Origin of the sequence: Paenibacillus senegalensis JC66 (assembly GCF_000285515.1) — a bacterium.
GTDB classification, from domain to species: Bacteria; Bacillota; Bacilli; order Paenibacillales; family NBRC-103111; genus Paenibacillus_L; species Paenibacillus_L senegalensis.
In genome coordinates, this window is record NZ_HE610958.1 from 721,043 (window position 1) to 740,819 (window position 19,777).

A 19,777-nucleotide genomic window follows, 5' to 3' on the forward strand; every position below is an offset into this window, starting at 1 on the left:
TGTTGTGCGGCCTTGTGCTAGAATTTATAGGATTGCGATGGTCTTGCTAAAGGGTGAAAATTCGCTATGGAAGATAAACTAAGCAAAGGGGAGCGCCGGCGGCTGCAAATTCTCGAGCTGATTCGTGACCAGGGAGCCATTACGGTTAACGAAGTCATGGAGCGTTTCTCCTGCTCGGAGGCTACGGCTAGAAGAGACCTGAATTTGCTGGCCCAATCGGAACCGATCATCCGCACCCTGGGAGGAGCCCATTATGAAGGCTCCTCCGCCCAGGAGCTGCCTTTCAGTCAAAAGCAGGAGGTACTGCTCGGGGAAAAGCTGGCGATCGCTGCCAAGGCCGCTTCTCTCATTCAAGAAGGGGATGTCATTGGCCTGACAGGCGGTACCACTACTTATCTGATTGCCAAGCATATCAAGGAGCGGCGTAATCTGACCGTTGTCACCAATGCCGTCAATATTGCGATGGAGCTGGCCGAGAATGATGAACTGCAGACCGTGCTTACCGGGGGAGTCATCCGCAGCAAGAGCTTCGAGCTCTGCGGACCGCTTGCCGAAAGCATCATCGATAAGCTGAACATTGGCAGGATGTTCGTAGGCGCTGACGGCTTCAGCCTGACTGAAGGTCTAACCACCTATTCCGAGCTGGAGGCGCAAATCGGAAGGCTGATGATCGCGAGGTCGCGGGAAGTTATCGCGGTGTTTGACCATACTAAGGTCGACCGGGCATCGCTTTTCACTATGGCTCCTCTATCCGCTATACATGCCTGCATTACGGACAGGCCCTTGTCCAAGGAGCTTAAGCAAAGTATGGAAGCCATGGGCATTCAGCTTCATGTGCCCTCTGTGTGATTATCGTAATTCATTCTATTTAGACAACAGGAGGAAATCTTATGACTCTCGTCTCATCCACCCCTCTGCTGCAGCATGCCCGTGCTAACGGCTACTGCATCGGAGCCTTTAATGTTCATACGCTGGAAATGCTGCAGGCTGTCGTTGAAGCCGCAGTAGAAACGGATTCCCCGCTTATTTTGCAATCGACAGTAGGCACTGTCAAACATCTGGGTCCGGATTACATCGCCGCCGCGGCCCAAACTGCTGCTAAGCTGCATAAAATTCCGATCGCGCTGCACCTTGATCACTGCACCGATTTTTCTCTTATTGTTCAATGTATCCGCGCCGGCTACACCTCGGTCATGATCGATGCATCCCACTCCCCATTTGAAGAAAATGTAGAGCAAACCCGCAAGGTCGTCGAGGTCGCTCTAGCCGCTGGCGTCAATGTTGAAGCGGAATTAGGCAAAGTCGGCGGAGTCGAGGATGAAATCGTCGTTGGCGAGGAAGAAGCTACTCTGGCCGACCCGGAAGAGTGCGAGCGTTTTGTGGAGCTGACTGGAGTGCCTACGCTGGCCCCGGCCATCGGAACCGCTCATGGCATTTATAAGGGAGAGCCGAAAATCGCCTTCGACCGGATCGAACAAATAGCTAAGCGTGTATCGGTTCCTCTTGTTCTGCACGGAGGCTCTGGCATCCCTGAGGATCAAGTGCGCCGCTGCGTCTCTCTCGGCATGAGCAAAATGAACATTGCTACCGAGCTGCGCAATGCGTTCTCCGAAGCAATCAAGAAAGTATTCGCGGAGAATCCGGAAGAAAACGATCCACGCAAGTATATGGTTCCAGCCAAGGAAACGCTGAAGCAGCTGGCTATGGACAGAATGAAGCTGGTCGGCGCTGCTGGACAAGCTTCCAACTTCCGTTAAGGTGAGCCCCATGATAACTACGGTTACTTTAAATGCGGCGATCGATAAAACCTATTATCTCGATCATTATCAATTCGGCAAGGTTAACCGCGCTTCCCAAGTATACGCCGTCCCCGGCGGCAAAGGGATTAATGTCGCCCGCGTTGTCCATGCCTTAGGCCAGCCGGTTACCGCCTCGGGCGTAGCCGGAGGCAAGAACGGGGAATTCATTACCGAAGGTCTCCAGGACATCGGTATTCCCAGCGATTTTGTCCGGACGGCGAACGGGGAATCACGGCTGTGCCTGAACATGATTTCACTGGACTCCATGGCGTCTACCGAGGTGCTGGAGCCGGGCCCCGTGCTCTCCCCGGACGATCTGGACAGCATCCGGCGGAAGATTGCTGAGCTTGCCGGCCGCTCCAGTATCGTCGCCCTGTCAGGCAGCCTGCCAGCAGGCGCCCCCAAGACGCTGTATAAGGAGCTGATCGCGCTCATTAAAGAGAAAGGCGCCAAGGCCTTTCTCGATGCCAGCGGCGAAGCTCTGGTGCACGGCGTAGCCGCTAAGCCCGATTTCATCAAGCCGAATGAAGACGAGATCGCAGCTCTGATCGGCAGCCAGGCCGATAGCGAGGAAGCGATCCTGGACGCCATTCGCCGCTTGATGGAACAGGGCATCGCCTGCGTCGCCGTCACCCTTGGCGCGTCCGGCTCGCTCGTAGGCTGCGAGGGCCGCTGCTACCGCGTGCAGGCGCCGGCCGTGGAAGCGGTCAACGCTGTCGGCTGTGGCGACTCATTCGTGGCGGGAATGGCGATAGGCCAGTCCAAGGACTGGCCTATCGAGCATCGCCTCGCCTATGCAACCGCCACAGCAACCGCCAATGCGCTGACGAAGCAGGCCGGCGAGGTGTACGCGAGCGATGTCGAGCGGCTGCTCGCAGAAGTGCGCGTGAGCGAGATTTAGCCATACGTAACAAATCCCGCCTCTTCCCGGTACGTCCGGGAGGCGGGATTTGTTTTTGTTCGTATGGTTATGCCGGAGCGCGCGCAGGCAGTCGAGCCGATTGAATCAGGCTGAGGGCAGCGAATGTCCGCGGTTCAAGTGCGCGGATTTTCCTTCAGCCAATTCAAAATATCGTCCAGTGTTTTAACCGGCACTACGTTCAGGCGCGGGGCTCCGCTTCTCGCTGCTTCTTCCGCCCCTTCCGGAACGAAAAACACATCAACGCCCGTGCGATAAACCGTATAAGCCTTCTGCCGCACCCCGCCTACCGGCCCGATCGTTCCATCCGGGCGGATCGTGCCTGTGCCGGCGACAGTATTTCCGTAAGTGACGCCCCCGGGGGTAAGCTGGTCGATTAGCGCCAAGGCCAGCATCGCCCCGTGGGAAGGGCCGCCTTCATGCACCAGGTAACGATGGAAGCTGACGGTACCCGGAATGTCATACTCCAGATCATCCTGGATCGCTATGCCGAACATGGCCCGTGTCGGATCTTCCTCATTGGACCGCGATTCCGCGGTCAAAGTAATTTTTTGGCCGTCGCGCACCAGAGTAACCGATGCCTCGTTGCCTGGAATCAGCTGAGTCATCTGCTCGTTGAACTCTTTCACTGACGTCAAGACATTACCGTTCAGGCCAATAATGACATCACCCGGTCTTAGCAAATCCTTGACCGAGCTTTCCTGCAGTATCTCCATGACGCGGACGCCCTGTGGGATGACACCCTCGCCCAGACCCAAACGGTTGTAGGCCACTGCTGTTCCTACCGTGTTGGCATCAAGCTTCATTTGTCTGACCAAGTCACTGTAAGAGCTTATATTCATGCCCAACTGCTCGGTGCGTTCAAACGTATAGTGCGGGAAAAACCTGGCGTAGAGCCAATCAACAGGAAAGGCGGGCCTTTGGAAGACCAGAACGCCAGCTATATTGCCGTGCCGGGCTCCTCCCTTTGCCTGGCCGTATCGGCTCATATCCATGGTTAATCCGGGATAAGACACCATATAAGGCGTCGGCATGAACAGACAGACCAGCAGCAGTCCGGTAACCCCTAGGGAAATGAGGCTTCGGGCAGGCGTTTTCCGCACCTCCCTTTCATCGAAAAACATATCCAGAAAAACCAGCAGCCAGCTGATCCCTAATACAACAACAGCCAGCACAATACGAAGCGGACCCACAACAATGGATATGATTGTGATGAAGCTGAAGAGCATCACTGCCCCCTTGCGCAGCTGCGGAGCTATTGCCTTGAAGCCGGAAGGTCTGCCAGCCTGTTTCCATTGTCGGCGTGCGGCTGTCAACCCCCACCATCCGGCTGCGATCCAGATGAGCGGCACCACAGCAATGACATAGACCAAAAAATCAATGACATCTATCCAGAACAACTGCCCGCCGAGCCTGATCGGATCCAGCAGCCAAATCAGTTCTCCGGCAATAAACAGAAAGATAGCCATAGCCATACCGAGTATATATACCAGATGTCTCCGTCTCATGGCAACGCACTCCTTTCCTACAGTTCCATGTAAAAGCTAGTATTTCCTCATTATACCGCCTGTCACTGACTGTCACTGCCTATCGCCGCCTGTCACTGCCAGCCTTTATTTCCGGGCAGCCCCCTTATGGAGTTCCTTACCCAATTTTCCTTAACGTGCCCAAATAGCGCCGTATCCCTACAAGTCTATGGCAACCATAAGCAGTACAGCAAAAGCTTGGGACTCGGGGTGTTAGCGGTTTCTATCCAACAAACTAGAATTTCTATACTCTAAGTGTATCATTGAAAATCCCGTTATTAAACTATAATTCCACCACTTTCTGCCCTTATTTCTGTGAAAATACCCCCCGCGTATACTCTCCGCATGATGAGCAACGTCGGGTATTCGCACCTCAGTCACATGGCTTGTGCCAAATTTCGTATGAAACACTGGCTGCAGCTCCTTAATAGCTTAAAGCCCTGCATTTGTACGATTTGTCATACAATCTCGGGCAATCGCACTTCAAACCCCAGCATTTGTACGATTTGTCATACAAATCTTGGGTAATCACACTTTAAACCCCAGCATTTGTACGACGTTTCATACAAATCTCCGGTAACCGCACTTCAACCCCATGCATTTGTACGACATTTCATACAAAATGCAGGAAAACAAGCCCGCGAACCCCGCCAACCCGCCAATCTTGGCTATTTTCATGCATGAGTTGTGCCAGAACTGGAGAAAACATGACTATTTTCGCAAAAAAATCACCTGCCCTCCCCCGCCCGATCTGACCCCCATCACTCCTGCTTCAAAATACCCTCAAGAGCTCTCAGCATCTTGATCAAAAACACTCCGCCACCTCGCTCCAGAAGCTCTCAGTACCTTGATCAAAAGCACTCTCTCACTAGCTTAGACACAAAAAAAGACAGCTCTCCAGCTGTCCCGGACTGTCGGCACCCGTATCGCCGGCAGTCTTTCTTTTATACCACAAGAGCTCTCTCCTGCTATTCGCTTGCCTGCTTACCATCGCTGTCCGTTTCCTTTTTAATATTCGATCAGTGTTCCTAGCTGCCGTCCCTTTAATATTCGATCAGTGTTCCCATAATTTGAGTCGGGCTATTGATATAACGGGCATATGCCTGAGCTGCATCCTCAAGCGCAACCTTATCCCGAAACAAGTCGTCTACCCGCAGCCGCCCGCTCGCTAAAAGGTCGACGTAGGCTTCCATATTGCGCCCTTCCGTCCAGCGGACAAAGCCTGCCGGATAATCTATACTCTGCTGCTCATACAAAGCATCATATCTACCCGGTCCCCCGGCACGTGACACGATGAGACTAGCTTCTTTTGCAAACATTTTTTTGCGCGACAAGGTTAAGGGCAAATCGCCCACAACAATGACCTTGCCGCCCATTCTTAGTAAATCAAGCGCCTGATCTATTAATTCGCCATGCTGTCCCCCTGCGCACAAAAGAACAGCATCGACGCCCCGTCTTCTAGTCGATTCATCTGCGGCCTGCTCAAGCCCCTGCCAATTCTCAAATGCTTGAATCCCCTGTATGCTGCGGGCTGTTTCACAGCGCATCGATAACAAATCACAGGCCAGCACATTACACCCTGCGGCAAAAGCCATCCGTGCTGTAATCTGGCCCAGAATTCCCAGACCAACGACAGCAACCGTTTCGCCAAAGCTTATCTCCGCCTTGCGCAGCGCCTGAGCCGCGATGGCCCCTAGACCGACGGCAGCCGCATCCTGCAAAGAGACATGTGCGGGGAGCTTCACAGCCAGGTTGCGTGAAACAGCCAGCTGCTGGGCGTGCCTAACGTAAGGCCCTCCATAAACCGCAACCGCATCTCCAGGTTGAAGGTGTTCGACCCCATCTCCGATTTCCAGCACTATCCCGCTGGCACTGTAACCAAGATAGGATGCCCTCTCCTTGGAATTGCGAAGCATCGTCAGTTCTGTCCCCGGACTGATTGCCGAATATTGTGTTTTTATTTTCACCATACCCGGCGCCAGATCCGGGGGAGCGATTTCTGTTATGTTAATCTCACCATTTTGTGCAGCTACAGCCTTCATGTCTGGTTCCTCCATCCATCCGTTTACCTGCTAATTGTTTCGACAGTGCCATTGCATTCTATTAATTGCATTTCATTCTCTTGTTATATCGCTTTCTTTAGTTGCATTGCCTTCTATTAGTTGCATTGCATTCTTTCCGTTGCATTGCATTCTTCTGTTGCATTGCATTCTTCTGTTGCATTGCATTCTTCTGTTGCATTGCATTCTTCAGTTGCATTGCATTCGTCAGTCGCCATGCAAACTCAATGTTCCAACAGGCGACCGCAAGTTAACTCGTATAGTTTACCTAAGGAAAGAGTGAGCAGCAATAGCTTCTGCCGCAGTAAAATTAGACTATAAATCGGGGCTGTTGCTCTTCATGAAGGCTTGCACGGCAAGTCCAATACCTCTAATCCGGATTACTCCATCGTTCTTCCGTTTCATCGAGAACGCGCTCTATAGACTCGAACAGAAAAGATTGGCCATTGCGGTAAAATCTGGGATCATAGATTCCCAGTGTTTCTCCATCATCTACAACGACTACAAAGGGCGACCACTCATACAGGGTTTCGGCCCTCGGATTCTCGGCAAACAACGAGTTGAGATCCGCACTTTCCTCACTGTGCAGCTGGATAGCCGGCGGCTCCACGCCGTTCCACAGAGTAGCCCGGCTTAGCTCTACCTTTTCCCCTTCCTTGCCAATCACCGTAAAGACACCAGGAACAAATTCGGCGGATAACGCAACCTGTTCATAATAAGGCGAGGCCTGTTGATATACAGCATAACCCTGGGCCGACTGGATAACGACGTGCAGCGCAATTAGCGCCCATACTGCACGGTACACCGCAAATTTAGGCTTTCCTCTGCGCCAAATAATAGAAACCAACAAACCGCCCAGCATAAGGCCCCAAAAGACAAGATCGACAATCGGTATCGTGCCGAACGTAACCCGTACTGTTGAGAACGGCTCCAAATACCCGGTCCCCCAAGCATTAAACAAATCGCTCGTGCTGTGAATCCAAACGGCCAATGCGGCAATTCCAAACCAGAACCAGCCCTTGACTTTAAACCACCACCTGGCAACAAGCGCCAACAGCGCCGCCCAGACCGGTACCATAAACAAGGAATGGGTTATGCCCCGATGCCACATCTGATAGCGTCCAGCAGTATCCCACCACGAAGAAATGACATCGATATCCGGTATTTGCGAGCCGGCAACCGCTGTTATGAACAAAGCCTGCTTTTCCTTCCTTGTCATCTTTCGTTTATCCACTGCGCCATATAATGTCAGACCGAATAACGTGTGTGTGATAGTATCCATTCCTTGCTCTCCTTTAGTTATTGCCGCTGCTGCACTGCCTGCACGCCTTCACTGCCTGCACGCCTTCACTGCCTGCTCTGTCGCCTGCACCGCGTACACCGCCTGCTCTGCCTGTACTGCCTGCACCGCGTACACCGCCTGTACGCCTGCTCTGCCTGCACCGCCTGCATTGCCTACACTGCCTGTACCACCTGCACCGCGTGCTCTGCCTGTACCACCGTTTAAGCCCCTCCAGCCAGCGGGAACGGTGCTTGCTGGACGTTGGCGAATCCAACCACAGGGATAACGCATACGCCAGGTCCCGTTTTTATTTAGAAAGCTTCGTTAAATTCTCTCGCGAGTATTGAAAATTGGCAGGAATCATGCCATCGCCCTTTGGCGTATAGATGCTCCCGCAAGTGCCCTTCATACTTCATCCCCAGTTTTTTCATAACTCCTGCGGAGCCGGAATTCTCTGGTCGACAGGTTGCATAGATGCGGTGAAGGCCGCGCTCATTAAATCCGTAATCAAGCAGTGCCTTGGCCGATTCCGCAGCATAACCGTTCCGCCAGAAATCAGGGTGCAAAACATATCCGATTTCCCCCTGCCCCTGCTCGTGGCATTCGAGAGAGCAGCTGCCGATCAATCGCCCGTCTTGCTTTAACGTGATAGCCAAATGATAGGCTTGGCGGGGTGACTGCTGGCTATGGCCCATAACCATAGCCAGGAATTGCTCCGTCTGCTCCCGCGTATTCGGTCCCCACAGCATATAGCGGGCTACTTGCGAATGAGCTGCGTAGCGGTGTACCGCCGCAAGATCACTTTCCATGAAGTCTCTAAGCAAAAGCCTTTCAGTTTTAATCTCCATTTCGAGCTTCTCCTCCGCTCGGCAGCGCAAACACGGAATGCAGAAATTGTTCTATATGCCCGAGAGCCAGCTTTTGAGCTTCACTGTCAACCCCGTAGCCAAAGCCATGATGAACACCTTCCAGCACGACAAGCCGGGAATCCGTCCCATTTTCCTGCAGCATTTGATGATAGGCCTGCGATTGGGCCAAAGCAATGGTATCGTCTGCGTCCCCATGAAGGATTAAGGTGCGGGCTGCGGATCGGCCCCTGCTGTAAAACAAAGGAGATAGTTTGCGAAAAAGCTCCTCATGCCGGCTTTCGCCGTTTATATCCTCCCCAAGCAGTCCGCTGATGCTGCTTAACAAGCCCGGTTCATTAGACTCGGGTCTCAGGTCTGTTGCCGGGCAATAAAGAACTGCCGCTTTAGGCTGTGTATCCATTCGGGTTTGCCCCCATTTCAAGCCTAGCTTTTCGTCTGCCGGCATCGCCGAGAGCATGGCTGCCAAATGACCGCCGGCCGAAGAACCAATGAGAGCAAATTCCTTTTCTTCTATTCCCAGAGATGCCGCATTCTGCGTTAGCGCAGCAACGGCACTTCGAATATCTTCAAGCTGTGAAGCGTAATTGTACACCGGAGCCAGCCGATAACCGATCGAGGCACAGAGGAACCCTTTTACGCGAAAATAATGAGCCACCGGATGCCACTGGGAACGATGCCCGGCAGACCATCCTCCTCCATGAATAAAGAACAAACCTTTACCATTAGCATTGTCCCCAGGCGTGAACACATCAATTTTTTGCCTATCCTCCCGCCCATAATCCATCGTCTGATACGAATGCTGATCCAGCCCCATGCTGTTCTCCTCCTCGGATAAATCGTAATTAAGCGATTCTGCCGTTCCAGCTATCCGAAAGAACGGCAATCCGCTGACCATAGGTAAGCAGCACAACAACCCGGTTCCTGCATGCAGCAGCAGACAGGAATCGAGGAATTGCGTCCTGGCTTATCCTCTTTCTTTTAGAACGAGGTCTCTCTCTATTTATTGTATAAGATTTGCTATAGGTTTAGCAGAGGAATTTTACAAAATCTTTAAAGCTTGCATTTTGTTAGAGCCTTCATATCAATAAAGCTTCCATATTCCATGCCTTGTATCTAAATCTCTGCAGGGCCTGTAAATCAAAACAGACATGATACCGGAAAAAGTCATGGCTGCGGGCTAAGGATGCCGGGTTCTGCAAAATGCTCAGCTCAGGCCTATTTTCATGGGCTCCAGCCTTTTTGCTAAAGTTTGCATAATCCTTTTTATTCGGGAAAAGATATCCAGTAGTTCCGAGCTATATAAGTTGGATTAAAGAAAGGCTTTTTTACTCGCTTAATTGATTAGTTCAAACTATATAGAAGCCGGCAGTTATTAATAAAAAGGAGGATTACCTGCCATGTCGCGAGATCAGCACCAGGGCCAAAACCAGAACCAAAGCCAGGACCCCGACGAATTTAACCAGGGGATTTCCGTTAGTGGAGCAGGCGGTTCAAGCGATCACCGCTTTGCGGAGCATGAGGGGGAGGACACTTTAACGACCCGCCAAGGTCACCCGGTAGTGGACAATCAGAACATGCGGACGGTTGGAAACAGAGGGCCGGCCACGCTGGAAAACTATCATTTCATAGAAAAAATTACCCATTTCGACCGTGAACGGATACCTGAACGTGTAGTTCATGCGAGAGGCGCGGGGGCACACGGATATTTTGAAGCTTACGGCACAGTGGGCGGTGAGCCTATTTCCCGTTATACCCGAGCTAAGCTATTTCAGGAGAAAGGCAAACAAACCCCGGTATTTGTGCGCTTCTCCTCCGTCATCCACGGCGGCCATTCCCCGGAAACGCTGCGTGATCCGCGGGGCTTCGCCGTAAAATTTTATACCGAGGACGGGAACTGGGATCTGGTCGGAAATAATTTGAAAGTATTTTTCATTCGCGATGCAATCAAATTCCCCGACTTGATCCACGCCCTCAAGCCGGATCCTGTAACCAACCGCCAAGATGGAGAGCGTATTTTTGATTTCATGATGCATACTCCTGAAGCGCTGCACATGATTACCTTTCTGTTTTCCCCGTGGGGAATTCCGGCCAACTACCGGCAAATGCAGGGCTCCGGGGTTAACACTTATAAATGGGTAAACGCTGAAGGAAAGGCTGTGCTGGTCAAGTATCATTGGGAGCCGAAGCAGGGCATCAAAAATCTGACCCAAGCTGAAGCTGAAGCGATCCAAGCCAAAAATTTCAATCATGCAACTCAGGATCTATATGAAGCCATTGAACAAGGCAACTATCCGGAATGGGAGCTATGTGTCCAGATTATGAGTGATGATGAGCACCCGGAGCTTGATTTCGATCCGCTCGATGACACGAAGCTTTGGCCGGAAGATCAATTCCCTTTCCTGCCGGTTGGGAAAATGGTGCTTAATCGCAACCCTGCCAACTATTTCGCAGAAGTGGAACAAGCCGCCTTCGGTACCGGCGTTCTGGTAGACGGCCTCGATTTCTCCGATGATAAAATGCTTCAGGGACGCACCTTATCCTATTCCGACACCCAGCGTTACCGGGTAGGTCCTAACTACTTGCAGCTGCCTATTAACGCGCCTAAGAAACACGTAGCTACCAATCAGCGGGACGGGCAGATGACTTACTTGGTTGACCTAGCGCCAGGCCAAAACCCCCATGTCAATTACGAACCGTCTTCTCTTGGCGGCTTGAAAGAAAGCGAAAAATCCGGTACTGAGTACACTCCTCAAGTCAGCGGCCAACTGCTTCGCCAGAAGATCGACCGCACCAACGATTTCAAACAGCCAGGAGAACGCTACCGGATGTTTGAGGATTGGGAACGGGACGAGTTAATTAGCAACCTGGTGACTACGCTTGCTCCCGCAGCCAAACATATTCAGGACAAAATGATCGAGCTATTCAGCAAATGTGACGAGGACTATGGGCGAAGGGTAAAGGAAGGGCTGGCCCAAGCAGCTGCCCAATCGCCAGACAGTAAGACCGATCATGGACCGATAGGCGCCGGTCATTCCAAAGAAGCCGTCCGGGATGCCGAGAACAAGGGGCACTCCGCTGACCCGTATTAATCTGGCAATCCCCCTTTTAGTTAACGGGGTTAACTTTGACTGGCGGCTTTACCAGGTTAGCTTCGGCTGCCGCCTCCGCATGTTGGATTGCCTGGCGGATGCGAGGCTGGCTTAGCACTGCGGCTTCGCATGTGGCTTGCCTGGCGGATGCCAAGTTGGCTTAGCCCTGCGGCTTCGCATGTGGCTTGCGTGGCGGATTTTTCAACACCAATCGCGCGCCGGACGGCGCGCGATTGAATACGGCAGGAGGATTCACAATGTATCTACCCGACTGCCTTAGCTGCGAATTGGCTGTAGTAAAGATCGGCATAGAAGCCGCCCGCACTTATTAATTCCTCATGGTTGCCCTGCTCTATAATACTGCCGTCCTTCATTACCAGAATGCGGTCAGCCCCCTTAATCGTAGAAAGACGGTGGGCGATCACAAAGCTGGTCCGCCCTTTCATCAGCTCATTCATAGCCTGCTGAATATGAACCTCCGTGCGGGTATCGACACTGCTCGTCGCTTCATCCAGGATCAGAATAGCCGGATCTGCCAGAATGGCTCTGGCGATCGTCAGCAGCTGCTTCTGCCCTTGAGATATATTCGATGCTTCTTCGTTCAGGATCGTGTCATACCCGTCTGGAAGGGTGCGGATAAAGTGATCCGCGTAGGCCGTCCGCGCCGCTTCGTACACTTCCTCGTCGGTTGCAGCTGCCTTGCCGTAAGCGATGTTGTCGCGTATAGTTCCATTAAATAACCATGTGTCCTGCAGCACCATGCCGAACAGGCTGCGCAGCTCGCCCCGCTTCATCTCGGCGATATTGACGCCATCGATTGTAATTTTTCCGCCGTCCAGCTCATAGAAGCGCATCAACAGATTAATTAATGTTGTTTTACCCGCTCCTGTTGGGCCGACGATGGCTACGGTTTGCCCCTGCTTCACATCCAGGTTCATGTCTTCGATCAGAGCCGCTTCCTTCTTATAGCCAAAACGGACATGCTCAAACTTCACGTTCCCTCTCAAGTCTGAAGTATTTATTTTTCCCGCCTCTGCCGACTCCGGCACCTCTTCTTGTTCATCCAGAAGCTCGAACACTCTTTCGGCAGATGCCATCGTCGACTGCAAAATATTAGCAATATTGGCCGTCTGCGTAATAGGCTGGGTAAACTGCCTGGAATATTGGATAAATGCTTGGATATGGCCGATCTGCAAAGTTTGCTGCGCAACCATTATGCCGCCGACCACACAGACCAGCACATACCCGATGTTTCCGATAAACATCATAACGGGCATAATGATTCCGGAAATAAACTGGGCTTTCCAGCCTGCATCATACAATTTTTCGTTAATTCCGTTAAACTCCGCGATGGAGCTTCGCTCCCGCCCGTATGCTTTGATGACCTTGTGTCCCGTGTACATCTCTTCCACATGACCATTTAATGCGCCTAATTCTTTTTGCTGACTGGCAAAGTGGACTTGGGAACGGGCAGCAATTTTGCGGATAGCGATAAAGCTGAGCGGTAAGGTCAAAATAAGAATTAACGTCATTAACGGACTGATCCATAGCATCATAATGATTACACCAACAAGAGTCACGACTGAAGTAATCAGCTGTGTTAAGCTTTGCTGCATGGTGGAGCTGATATTGTCCATATCGTTGGTTACCCGGCTCAGGATATCGCCGTGAGAATGCGAATCATAAAATTTGAGAGGAAGCCGGGACAGCTTGTCGTTGACCTCTTTCCTCATCGCATAGACCGTTTTCTGCGATACTCCGGCCATAATGTATTGCTGCAAATAGCTAAATACCGAGCTTAATAGATATAATACCGCCAAGACGGCAAGAATCTGCAGAATATAATCAAAATTAATAGCCGCCCCCGGGGTCATGATCGGACGAAACAGCTCCGTTGTCGCATTACCCAGAATTGCCGGACTTAAAATCATAAACAGCGTACTTAACAAAGCCGTGGCGAAAACCGCGATCAGCTGCAGTTTAAAGGGAGCCAGATAACGGCTCAACCGTTTAAGGGTGCCCTTGAAATCCTTCGCCTTTTGCACCGGCCTGCCCATCGCACCAGGTCCTCCCGGACCGCCGCCAGGACCGAATCCTTTAGGTCCTGCAGAAGGTTTGTGCCGACCCTGACTCATGCAATCTCCTCCTCCGATAGTTGGGATGAGACAATTTCCCGATATACTTCACTGGTCGTCATCAATTCATCATGGGTTCCGATCCCGGCTATCCGGCCTTCATCAAGAACAATGATGCGGTCCGCATCTATGACTGTGCTTACTCTCTGGGCAACGATAATGACGGTAGCCTCACCGGTTTCTTGCTTCAAAGCGGCCCGCAGCTTGGCGTCGGTTTTGTAATCAAGCGCTGAGAAGCTGTCATCGAACAAATAAATTTCCGGCTTGCGAACAAGTGCCCTGGCGATAGACAGGCGCTGTTTTTGCCCTCCGGACACATTTGTTCCCCCTTGGCTGATAGGCGCTTCCAGCCCTTCCGGGAGACGGCCGATGAATTCCGCAGCCTGAGCCACCTCCGCTGCATGGCGAACCTCCTCGAGCGTAGCGTCTTCTTTTCCGTAGCGGATATTTTCAGCGATTGTACCGGTAAACAGAACGGCCTTCTGCGGCACAAGGCCGATCTTGGCCCGCAGTTCACTCTGCTCCAGCTCACGAATATCAACGCCATTAATGCGGATGGAGCCTTTTTGAATATCATAAAATCTCGGAATCAGGCTAACCAGCGTAGACTTGCCCGACCCCGTTCCGCCAATGATCGCCGTAATCTCCCCTGGCCTGGAACGGAAGGAGATGTCAGAGAGTGCGGGCTTTTCAGCCCCCGGATAGTAGAACGTTACTTGATCGAATTCCACCAAGCCTTTTTGTTCATTGGCCTGCTTCCCGTTCTCCGTGCTTTTGATCTGGGGCTCCATCTGAAGAACCTCGTTAACTCTTCCTGCGGATGCGGAAGCACGCGGAATCATGACAAAAATCATCGACAGCATAATAAGAGAGAACATGATTTGCATCGCGTACTGGATGAACGCCATAAGATCGCCGACCTGCATTTGACCGTCATCAATACGGATGCCGCCGAACCAAACAATCGCAATGGTCGAGAAATTCATAACGAGCATCATGACCGGCATCATCGTAGCCATGATTTTGTTGACCCGGATGGCGGTATTCGTTAAATCCAGGTTGGCCCCTTCGAATCTTTGCTTCTCGTGTTCACCACGGTTAAACGAACGGATTACACGGATGCCCGTCAAATTTTCCCTGACGACAAGATTCAGCTTATCCAGCTTCGCCTGCAGCGATTTGAATAAAGGCAAGCCTTTTGCTGCTACCAGCACGATCATAATAGCCAGCACCGGAAGCGCAACAACAAGTACCCAGGATAAAGTCACGTCTCTGGACAAAGCCATAATGATCCCGCCAACAGCCATAAGCGGGGCCATAATCATCATCCGCAGCATCATTACGAGCACCTGCTGGATCTGTGTGATATCATTGGTCGTTCGAGTAATCAGCGATGCTGTCCCGATCTGATCAAATTCCTGCATGGAGAAGTTCTGTACGTGAGTAAACACTTTTCCCCGCAATCCTTTGCCAAAGCCCATTGCTATCTTCGCGCTCCAATAGCTGGCGCCAACTGAAAATACTACCGCTACAGCTGCTACCAGCAGCATCAGCCCCCCCATTTTCCATATGTAGGGGATATTCCCGTGGGCTATACCTTTATCTACGATATCAGCCATCAGAGTGGGTAAATATAAATCAGAAAGTGTCTGCAGAAAAACGAGCAGAAATACCAGGGCAATGGCGGCCCGGTAAGGCTTCAGATAGCGCAGCAATTTTAGCAATGTCGTTCAACTCCGTTCTTCGGAGAAGGGCCAGAGCCGCCCGGGTTCTCCGATAAGTATTGATACGCTTTGGCCAGCAGTTCAGCCAGCTGCCGGCTCTCTTCTTCCCCTAAATACTCCGCCAACCCTGAAAACAAACGGTAAAATTCCCGTCTCGATGCCTCAATCACTGCCTTGCCTTGCGAAGTGAGCTTAACCAATACTGTCCTCCGGTCCGTTTCATCGGAAATTCGTTCGATTAATTCCCTATCTTCCAAAGAATTAAGCAATTGAGTAACCGTTGGAGCTGTAACCCGAAGCTTCCGGCTGATCTGGGACACCCTCATATAAGGCCTGCCTTCTTTCTCCTCGCGGTAAATACAGAGCAGCACCTTGATCTCGCTGTGTTTGTGACCGGTCTCTGCGTGATGAAGCCAATCGACCTCCCTGAACTTGAGAAAAGCTCTAATGAGCTGCTCAACCGCCGGGTTGTCTGCTGCTGATCCCATTGTTTTTATCAGCTCCTTCTTTATCCTTTATAAAAGAAAACTAAATAAATCACCTAAATATTTAGCAACTAATTTATTAGGATTACCTAATTATATTTTTGCGAGGTAACATTGTCAATTTCCTTTTTTCTTTGCCTATTCGTTGGCTGTTAAAAACCTGTCTTTCTCTATACGATTTATTTGGCTTCGTTGTTTAGTTATGGTACAATTTTTATGGAAGATTCTCTTTACATGCCTATAATTTCGGGCCCCTAACAACTTTAATGTTTTTTGATAAATCTTTGCCTCACCCAGGTGGGGTCGTTTTTATGCGCCCAAATCAGCGAACAGGTTCGGAAAAAAAGAATATTGATCTGAAAATGAGATTGATTTCATGCCAATTAAGTATTTATCAAAATAGTAAAGACTATGGTATTTTTTTCTTTGAACCTTAGAAGTTTTTTTCCGATATAAACACTAAAGGATGATTTTGGGTAACAATAGTTACAGGGGTATGAACAGGGGTATTAGTAAGAGTATAAGCGAACCGCTATATCATATCGACAGCAGCCGTTGCATTTGACCCGGTAAGCGTCCGCAGCCCGTCTCTTGAAGGTTCGCCTGACTTCCGCAAGTCGCAGCACCCATAACTTATTTACTTCCTCATGCCAAAAACCGGGTTATGAACAGACTTCAGGAAAATGCTAAGGGGGTTATATCTTTATGTCCGCAGATGAGTTGAAGCGGGAGCAAGCATGGAAGGCGTATTACGGACCCAATCTTGGTTACATTCAGGAGCAATATGAGCGTTATGAGCAAGACCCGCAATCGGTGGAACCGGCTTATCAGGAGTTATTTACCCGTTTGGGTCCGCCTCCTTTGGCCATTGAAGCCTCCCCATTCAGTCAAACTCAGACGGAATATAATGCGGCAGATCCTAAGCTGCTTAACAAGGTCGTGGCCGCGGTCAAGCTGGTTGAAGCGATTCGCACTTATGGCCACACTGCTGCCGATATCGATCCGTTAGGCTTAGGCAACAAGGCCGACCAGCGTAGATTCGAGCCGCAGACGTACCAGTTAAGCCGTGAAGATCTCGAAGCTTTGCCTGCCTCCCTATTGTGGAGCAACGCCCCTGCCGGTGTGATAACCGGATGGGATGCAATTACCAAGCTGCAAAAAATTTATACGCGTGCCCTGGCTTACGAGTTCACTCATGTGCATGACGATGAAGAACTCCAATGGCTTTATAACCGGGTAGAATCCGACCACTTCCCTGCACCCCTCACTTCCGAGGAGAAGGTAGCCTTGCTGGAACGGCTTATTGAAGTGGAAAAGTTCGAGCATTTTCTTCACCGCACCTTCGTCGGGCAAAAGCGGTTTTCAATAGAAGGAAATGACATTCTGGTTCCTATGCTGGATGAGATTGTCCGTACTCAAGCCCATGAAGGGGCTCAGAACATTATGATGGGCATGGCTCACCGGGGCAGACTTAATGTGCTGGCCCACGTGCTTGGCAAACCCTATGGCAAAATCTTTTCCGAGTTCCATCATTCGCCTAACAAGGACATGGTGCCCTCCGAAGGCTCTATGGGCATCAGTTACGGCTGGACTGGAGACGTGAAATACCACCTGGGCGCAGATCGTGCCGTTAAACAGGGAGAGACTGTAGAAACGCGGCTGACGCTCGCCAACAACCCGAGCCATCTTGAATTTGTCAATCCGGTGGTCGAGGGCTTTACCAGAGCCGCCCAGGAGGACCGGGATCGCAGAGGGTTTCCGAAACAGGACGTTTCCCGCGCCGTTGCCGTCTTGATGCATGGTGATGCAGCGTTTCCCGGAGAGGGTATCGTTGCAGAAACGCTTAATTTCACCAAGCTTAAAGGCTACCAAAACGGTGGTACGATTCACATTATCGTCAACAACCGCATCGGATTCACAACCGAAAGCTCGGATTCCCGCTCCACACGTTATGCGAGCGACCTGGCCAAGGGCTACGAAATTCCGATAGTCCACGTGAACGCAGACGACCCGGAAGCCTGTATAACAGCCGTGCGCCTGGCAAGCGAATACCGGAGCCGGTTTAAAAAGGATTTCTTAATCGACTTGATCGGCTATCGCCGCCATGGTCATAATGAAACCGATGATCCAGGAACTACTCAGCCATTAACATATGACAAAATCAAACAGCACCCGACCGTGTATCGGCTGTACGCCGAGAAGCTTAAGCAAAAAGGTCTGGTTAGTGACGAACAAATCCAAGCGATGGTTGACCAGATCGAGAAAGAGCTGCAGAAGTCCTATGATGAGGTTAAGTCGGATACAGACCGCCAGATTCTGCTTCAATCGTCCATTCAGGACCATGATTCGGCCTTGCAAAGCACTGCTGTTCCATTGAACAAGCTTAGAAGCATTAATGAGCAGCTGCTGAAGGTCCCGGATTCCTTTCAGGTGTATCCGAAGCTCTCGCGTATCCTGCAGCGGCGTGCGAATGCTCTGGATGAGGGGGAGAAGGTGGATTGGGCCTTGGCCGAAACACTGGCCTTCGCCACCCTGCTTGCAGACGGCAAGCCGATCCGACTTAGCGGTCAGGATTCCCAGCGCGGAACCTTTGCCCAGCGGCATCTTATTCTCCACGATTACCGGACCGGGGAAAAGTACTGCCCGCTGCATCATTTGACAGAGGCTAAAGCTTCCTTCGCCATCTATAACAGTCCGCTGTCCGAAGCTTCGGTACTCGGCTATGAGTATGGTTACAATGTCCATTCGCCGGAGACGCTTGTTATGTGGGAAGCTCAATATGGAGACTTTACCAATGTCGCTCAAGTCATCATCGACCAATTTATAGCCGCCGGACGTGCCAAATGGTCGCAAAAATCGGGACTTGTCATGCTCCTTCCGCACGGCTACGAGGGCCAGGGCCCTGAGCATTCCAGCGCACGGCTGGAGCGCTTCCTGCAATCCAGCGGTGAGGAGAACTGGACGGTAGCAAACTTGACTACAGCGGCGCAATACTTCCATATCCTGCGTCGTCAGGCGTTTATGAATGATAGTGATTTGGCCCGGCCGCTGATCTTGATGACTCCGAAAAGCATGATCCGCAATGCAAGAACAGCGTCTCCTGGCAAAGAGTTCAGCGAAGGCGCCTTCCAGTTGATTCTGGAACAGCAGGGCTTGGGCAGTCATCCCGGCCAAGTGCGCAGATTGATCTTTTGCACCGGAAAGATAGCAATCGATCTGGAAACCGAGCTGGCCAAGCGGACTGAGGAAGACTGGTCTTGGCTGCACATCGTGCGCGTAGAGCAGCTTTATCCATTGCCGCAAAAGGAAATCGCGGCTGTTATCGAGCGATACGCCGGACTTGAGCAAATGCTCTGGGTGCAGGAAGAACCGGAAAATATGGGCGCATGGAGATTTATGGAGCCTCACTTGAAGGCTCTCGCTCCAGACGGTGTGGACGTAAGTTATGCAGGCCGTCCGGAACGCTCCAGTCCCGCACACGGCTTTGTTGACATTCATAACTTCGAGCAGCAGAGAATTGTCTCTGCCGCATTGAGCCACAAATCGTTAACGACAACATCACCTAAGGGGGTTGCGGCGCATGAGTGAGATTAAAGTACCGGAATTAGGGGAATCCATTGCCGAAGGCACGATATTCAAATGGCTGGTTAAGGAAGGCGATACCGTTCAGCAAGGCGACGTATTGGCTGAACTGGAAACCGATAAAGTCAATCTTGAGGTTAGCGCGGAGCAAAGCGGAACTATAACGAAGATCGTTAAAGGCGAAGGCGAGAACGTCGTGGTCGGCGAAGTCATCGGCACCATTGAGGAGGGCGATGTCGCCGCCCCGGCAGAGGCGCCCGCCGCAAGCAGCGCTCCTGCTGCGGCCGAGGAGCCCTCTCAGGAAGAG

General features: G+C 51.4%; 15 protein-coding genes. 6 read left to right on the forward strand and 9 right to left on the reverse strand.

Annotated elements, in window-relative coordinates; translation table 11 throughout:
• Window positions 1–66 precede the first annotated feature (66 nt).
• The 3 genes from PSHG_RS11600 to PSHG_RS11610 are packed head-to-tail and all read left to right on the forward strand — an operon-like array spanning window position 67 to window position 2,700.
• Window positions 67–849: a DeoR/GlpR family DNA-binding transcription regulator gene (locus PSHG_RS11600; protein ID WP_010272874.1), complete on the forward strand. Its 783-nt coding sequence runs from the start codon at window positions 67–69 to the stop codon at window positions 847–849.
• A gap of 41 nt (window positions 850–890) precedes the next feature.
• On the forward strand, window positions 891–1,757 hold the full coding sequence (gene fba / locus PSHG_RS11605; RefSeq protein WP_010272875.1) for a class II fructose-1,6-bisphosphate aldolase: 867 nt from the start codon (window positions 891–893) through the stop codon (window positions 1,755–1,757).
• 10 nt (window positions 1,758–1,767) lie between these two features.
• A complete protein-coding gene (locus PSHG_RS11610) occupies window positions 1,768–2,700 on the forward strand; it encodes a 1-phosphofructokinase family hexose kinase (RefSeq protein WP_010272876.1) in 933 nt (310 codons plus the stop codon).
• A 134-nt stretch (window positions 2,701–2,834) separates the two neighbouring features.
• On the opposite strand, the gene PSHG_RS11615 is transcribed toward PSHG_RS11610, so the two are convergent.
• The 6 genes from PSHG_RS11615 to PSHG_RS11640 all read right to left on the reverse strand — a co-directional run bounded on the left by PSHG_RS11615 (window position 2,835) and on the right by PSHG_RS11640 (window position 9,269).
• The gene (locus tag PSHG_RS11615; RefSeq protein WP_010272877.1) at window positions 2,835–4,226 is read right to left on the reverse strand and encodes a PDZ domain-containing protein; all 1,392 of its coding nucleotides are present in this window, start codon (window positions 4,224–4,226) and stop codon (window positions 2,835–2,837) included.
• Between the two features lie 1,061 nt (window positions 4,227–5,287).
• Window positions 5,288–6,286, reverse strand: coding sequence for a zinc-dependent alcohol dehydrogenase (locus PSHG_RS11620; protein WP_010272878.1), 999 nt, complete (start codon window positions 6,284–6,286; stop codon window positions 5,288–5,290).
• Between the two features lie 388 nt (window positions 6,287–6,674).
• Window positions 6,675–7,586, reverse strand: coding sequence for a metal-dependent hydrolase (locus PSHG_RS11625; protein WP_010272879.1), 912 nt, complete (start codon window positions 7,584–7,586; stop codon window positions 6,675–6,677).
• A gap of 48 nt (window positions 7,587–7,634) precedes the next feature.
• A complete protein-coding gene (locus PSHG_RS29350; RefSeq protein WP_010272881.1) occupies window positions 7,635–7,877 on the reverse strand; it encodes a hypothetical protein in 243 nt (80 codons plus the stop codon).
• Between the two features lie 20 nt (window positions 7,878–7,897).
• The gene (locus PSHG_RS11635) at window positions 7,898–8,434 is read right to left on the reverse strand and encodes a GNAT family N-acetyltransferase (RefSeq protein WP_010272883.1); all 537 of its coding nucleotides are present in this window, start codon (window positions 8,432–8,434) and stop codon (window positions 7,898–7,900) included.
• Window positions 8,424–9,269: an alpha/beta hydrolase gene (locus PSHG_RS11640; RefSeq protein WP_010272885.1), complete on the reverse strand. Its 846-nt coding sequence runs from the start codon at window positions 9,267–9,269 to the stop codon at window positions 8,424–8,426. Before PSHG_RS11640 ends, PSHG_RS11635 begins: the two co-directional genes overlap by 11 nt.
• A gap of 583 nt (window positions 9,270–9,852) precedes the next feature.
• Here PSHG_RS11640 and PSHG_RS11645 point away from each other — a divergent pair.
• Window positions 9,853–11,544 carry a catalase gene (locus PSHG_RS11645; protein ID WP_010272886.1) on the forward strand — a complete coding sequence of 564 codons (1,692 nt, stop codon included), beginning with the start codon at window positions 9,853–9,855 and terminating at the stop codon, window positions 11,542–11,544.
• 263 nt (window positions 11,545–11,807) lie between these two features.
• On the opposite strand, the gene PSHG_RS11650 is transcribed toward PSHG_RS11645, so the two are convergent.
• From PSHG_RS11650 to PSHG_RS27390, 3 genes are read right to left on the reverse strand one after another with little or no spacing between them, the layout of a single operon-like run.
• Window positions 11,808–13,679 (reverse strand): ABC transporter ATP-binding protein, encoded by a 1,872-nt coding sequence (locus tag PSHG_RS11650; protein WP_010272887.1) that lies wholly within the window; start codon window positions 13,677–13,679, stop codon window positions 11,808–11,810.
• Window positions 13,676–15,403, reverse strand: a complete 1,728-nt coding sequence (locus PSHG_RS11655) for an ABC transporter ATP-binding protein (RefSeq protein WP_010272888.1) — start codon at window positions 15,401–15,403, stop codon at window positions 13,676–13,678. Before PSHG_RS11655 ends, PSHG_RS11650 begins: the two co-directional genes overlap by 4 nt.
• Window positions 15,397–15,891, reverse strand: a complete 495-nt coding sequence (locus tag PSHG_RS27390; RefSeq protein ID WP_010272889.1) for a MarR family winged helix-turn-helix transcriptional regulator — start codon at window positions 15,889–15,891, stop codon at window positions 15,397–15,399. The genes PSHG_RS11655 and PSHG_RS27390 overlap by 7 nt, the downstream gene beginning before the upstream one ends.
• Before the next feature lie 702 nt (window positions 15,892–16,593).
• On the opposite strand from PSHG_RS27390, the gene PSHG_RS11665 reads away from it, so the two are divergent.
• Window positions 16,594–19,476 carry a 2-oxoglutarate dehydrogenase E1 component gene (locus tag PSHG_RS11665; protein ID WP_010272890.1) on the forward strand — a complete coding sequence of 961 codons (2,883 nt, stop codon included), beginning with the start codon at window positions 16,594–16,596 and terminating at the stop codon, window positions 19,474–19,476.
• Window positions 19,469–19,777 (forward strand): biotin/lipoyl-containing protein (locus PSHG_RS11670; RefSeq protein WP_010272892.1); only part of this gene is annotated, 309 nt, incomplete at its 3' end. The genes PSHG_RS11665 and PSHG_RS11670, both read left to right, overlap by 8 nt.

What these genes read in the sequence shown, in the direction of transcription:
- PSHG_RS11600 (WP_010272874.1), top strand. Translation starts at nt 67, where the DNA reads ATGGAAGATAAACTAAGCAAAGGGGAGCGCCGGCGGCTGCAAATTCTC.
- fba (WP_010272875.1), top strand. Translation starts at nt 891, where the DNA reads ATGACTCTCGTCTCATCCACCCCTCTGCTGCAGCATGCCCGTGCTAAC.
- PSHG_RS11610 (WP_010272876.1), top strand. Translation starts at nt 1,768, where the DNA reads ATGATAACTACGGTTACTTTAAATGCGGCGATCGATAAAACCTATTAT.
- PSHG_RS11615 (WP_010272877.1), bottom strand. Translation starts at nt 4,226, where the DNA reads ATGAGACGGAGACATCTGGTATATATACTCGGTATGGCTATGGCTATC.
- PSHG_RS11620 (WP_010272878.1), bottom strand. Translation starts at nt 6,286, where the DNA reads ATGAAGGCTGTAGCTGCACAAAATGGTGAGATTAACATAACAGAAATC.
- PSHG_RS11625 (WP_010272879.1), bottom strand. Translation starts at nt 7,586, where the DNA reads ATGGATACTATCACACACACGTTATTCGGTCTGACATTATATGGCGCA.
- PSHG_RS29350 (WP_010272881.1), bottom strand. Translation starts at nt 7,877, where the DNA reads ATGCGTTATCCCTGTGGTTGGATTCGCCAACGTCCAGCAAGCACCGTT.
- PSHG_RS11635 (WP_010272883.1), bottom strand. Translation starts at nt 8,434, where the DNA reads ATGGAGATTAAAACTGAAAGGCTTTTGCTTAGAGACTTCATGGAAAGT.
- PSHG_RS11640 (WP_010272885.1), bottom strand. Translation starts at nt 9,269, where the DNA reads ATGGGGCTGGATCAGCATTCGTATCAGACGATGGATTATGGGCGGGAG.
- PSHG_RS11645 (WP_010272886.1), top strand. Translation starts at nt 9,853, where the DNA reads ATGTCGCGAGATCAGCACCAGGGCCAAAACCAGAACCAAAGCCAGGAC.
- PSHG_RS11650 (WP_010272887.1), bottom strand. Translation starts at nt 13,679, where the DNA reads ATGAGTCAGGGTCGGCACAAACCTTCTGCAGGACCTAAAGGATTCGGT.
- PSHG_RS27390 (WP_010272889.1), bottom strand. Translation starts at nt 15,891, where the DNA reads ATGGGATCAGCAGCAGACAACCCGGCGGTTGAGCAGCTCATTAGAGCT.
- PSHG_RS11665 (WP_010272890.1), top strand. Translation starts at nt 16,594, where the DNA reads ATGTCCGCAGATGAGTTGAAGCGGGAGCAAGCATGGAAGGCGTATTAC.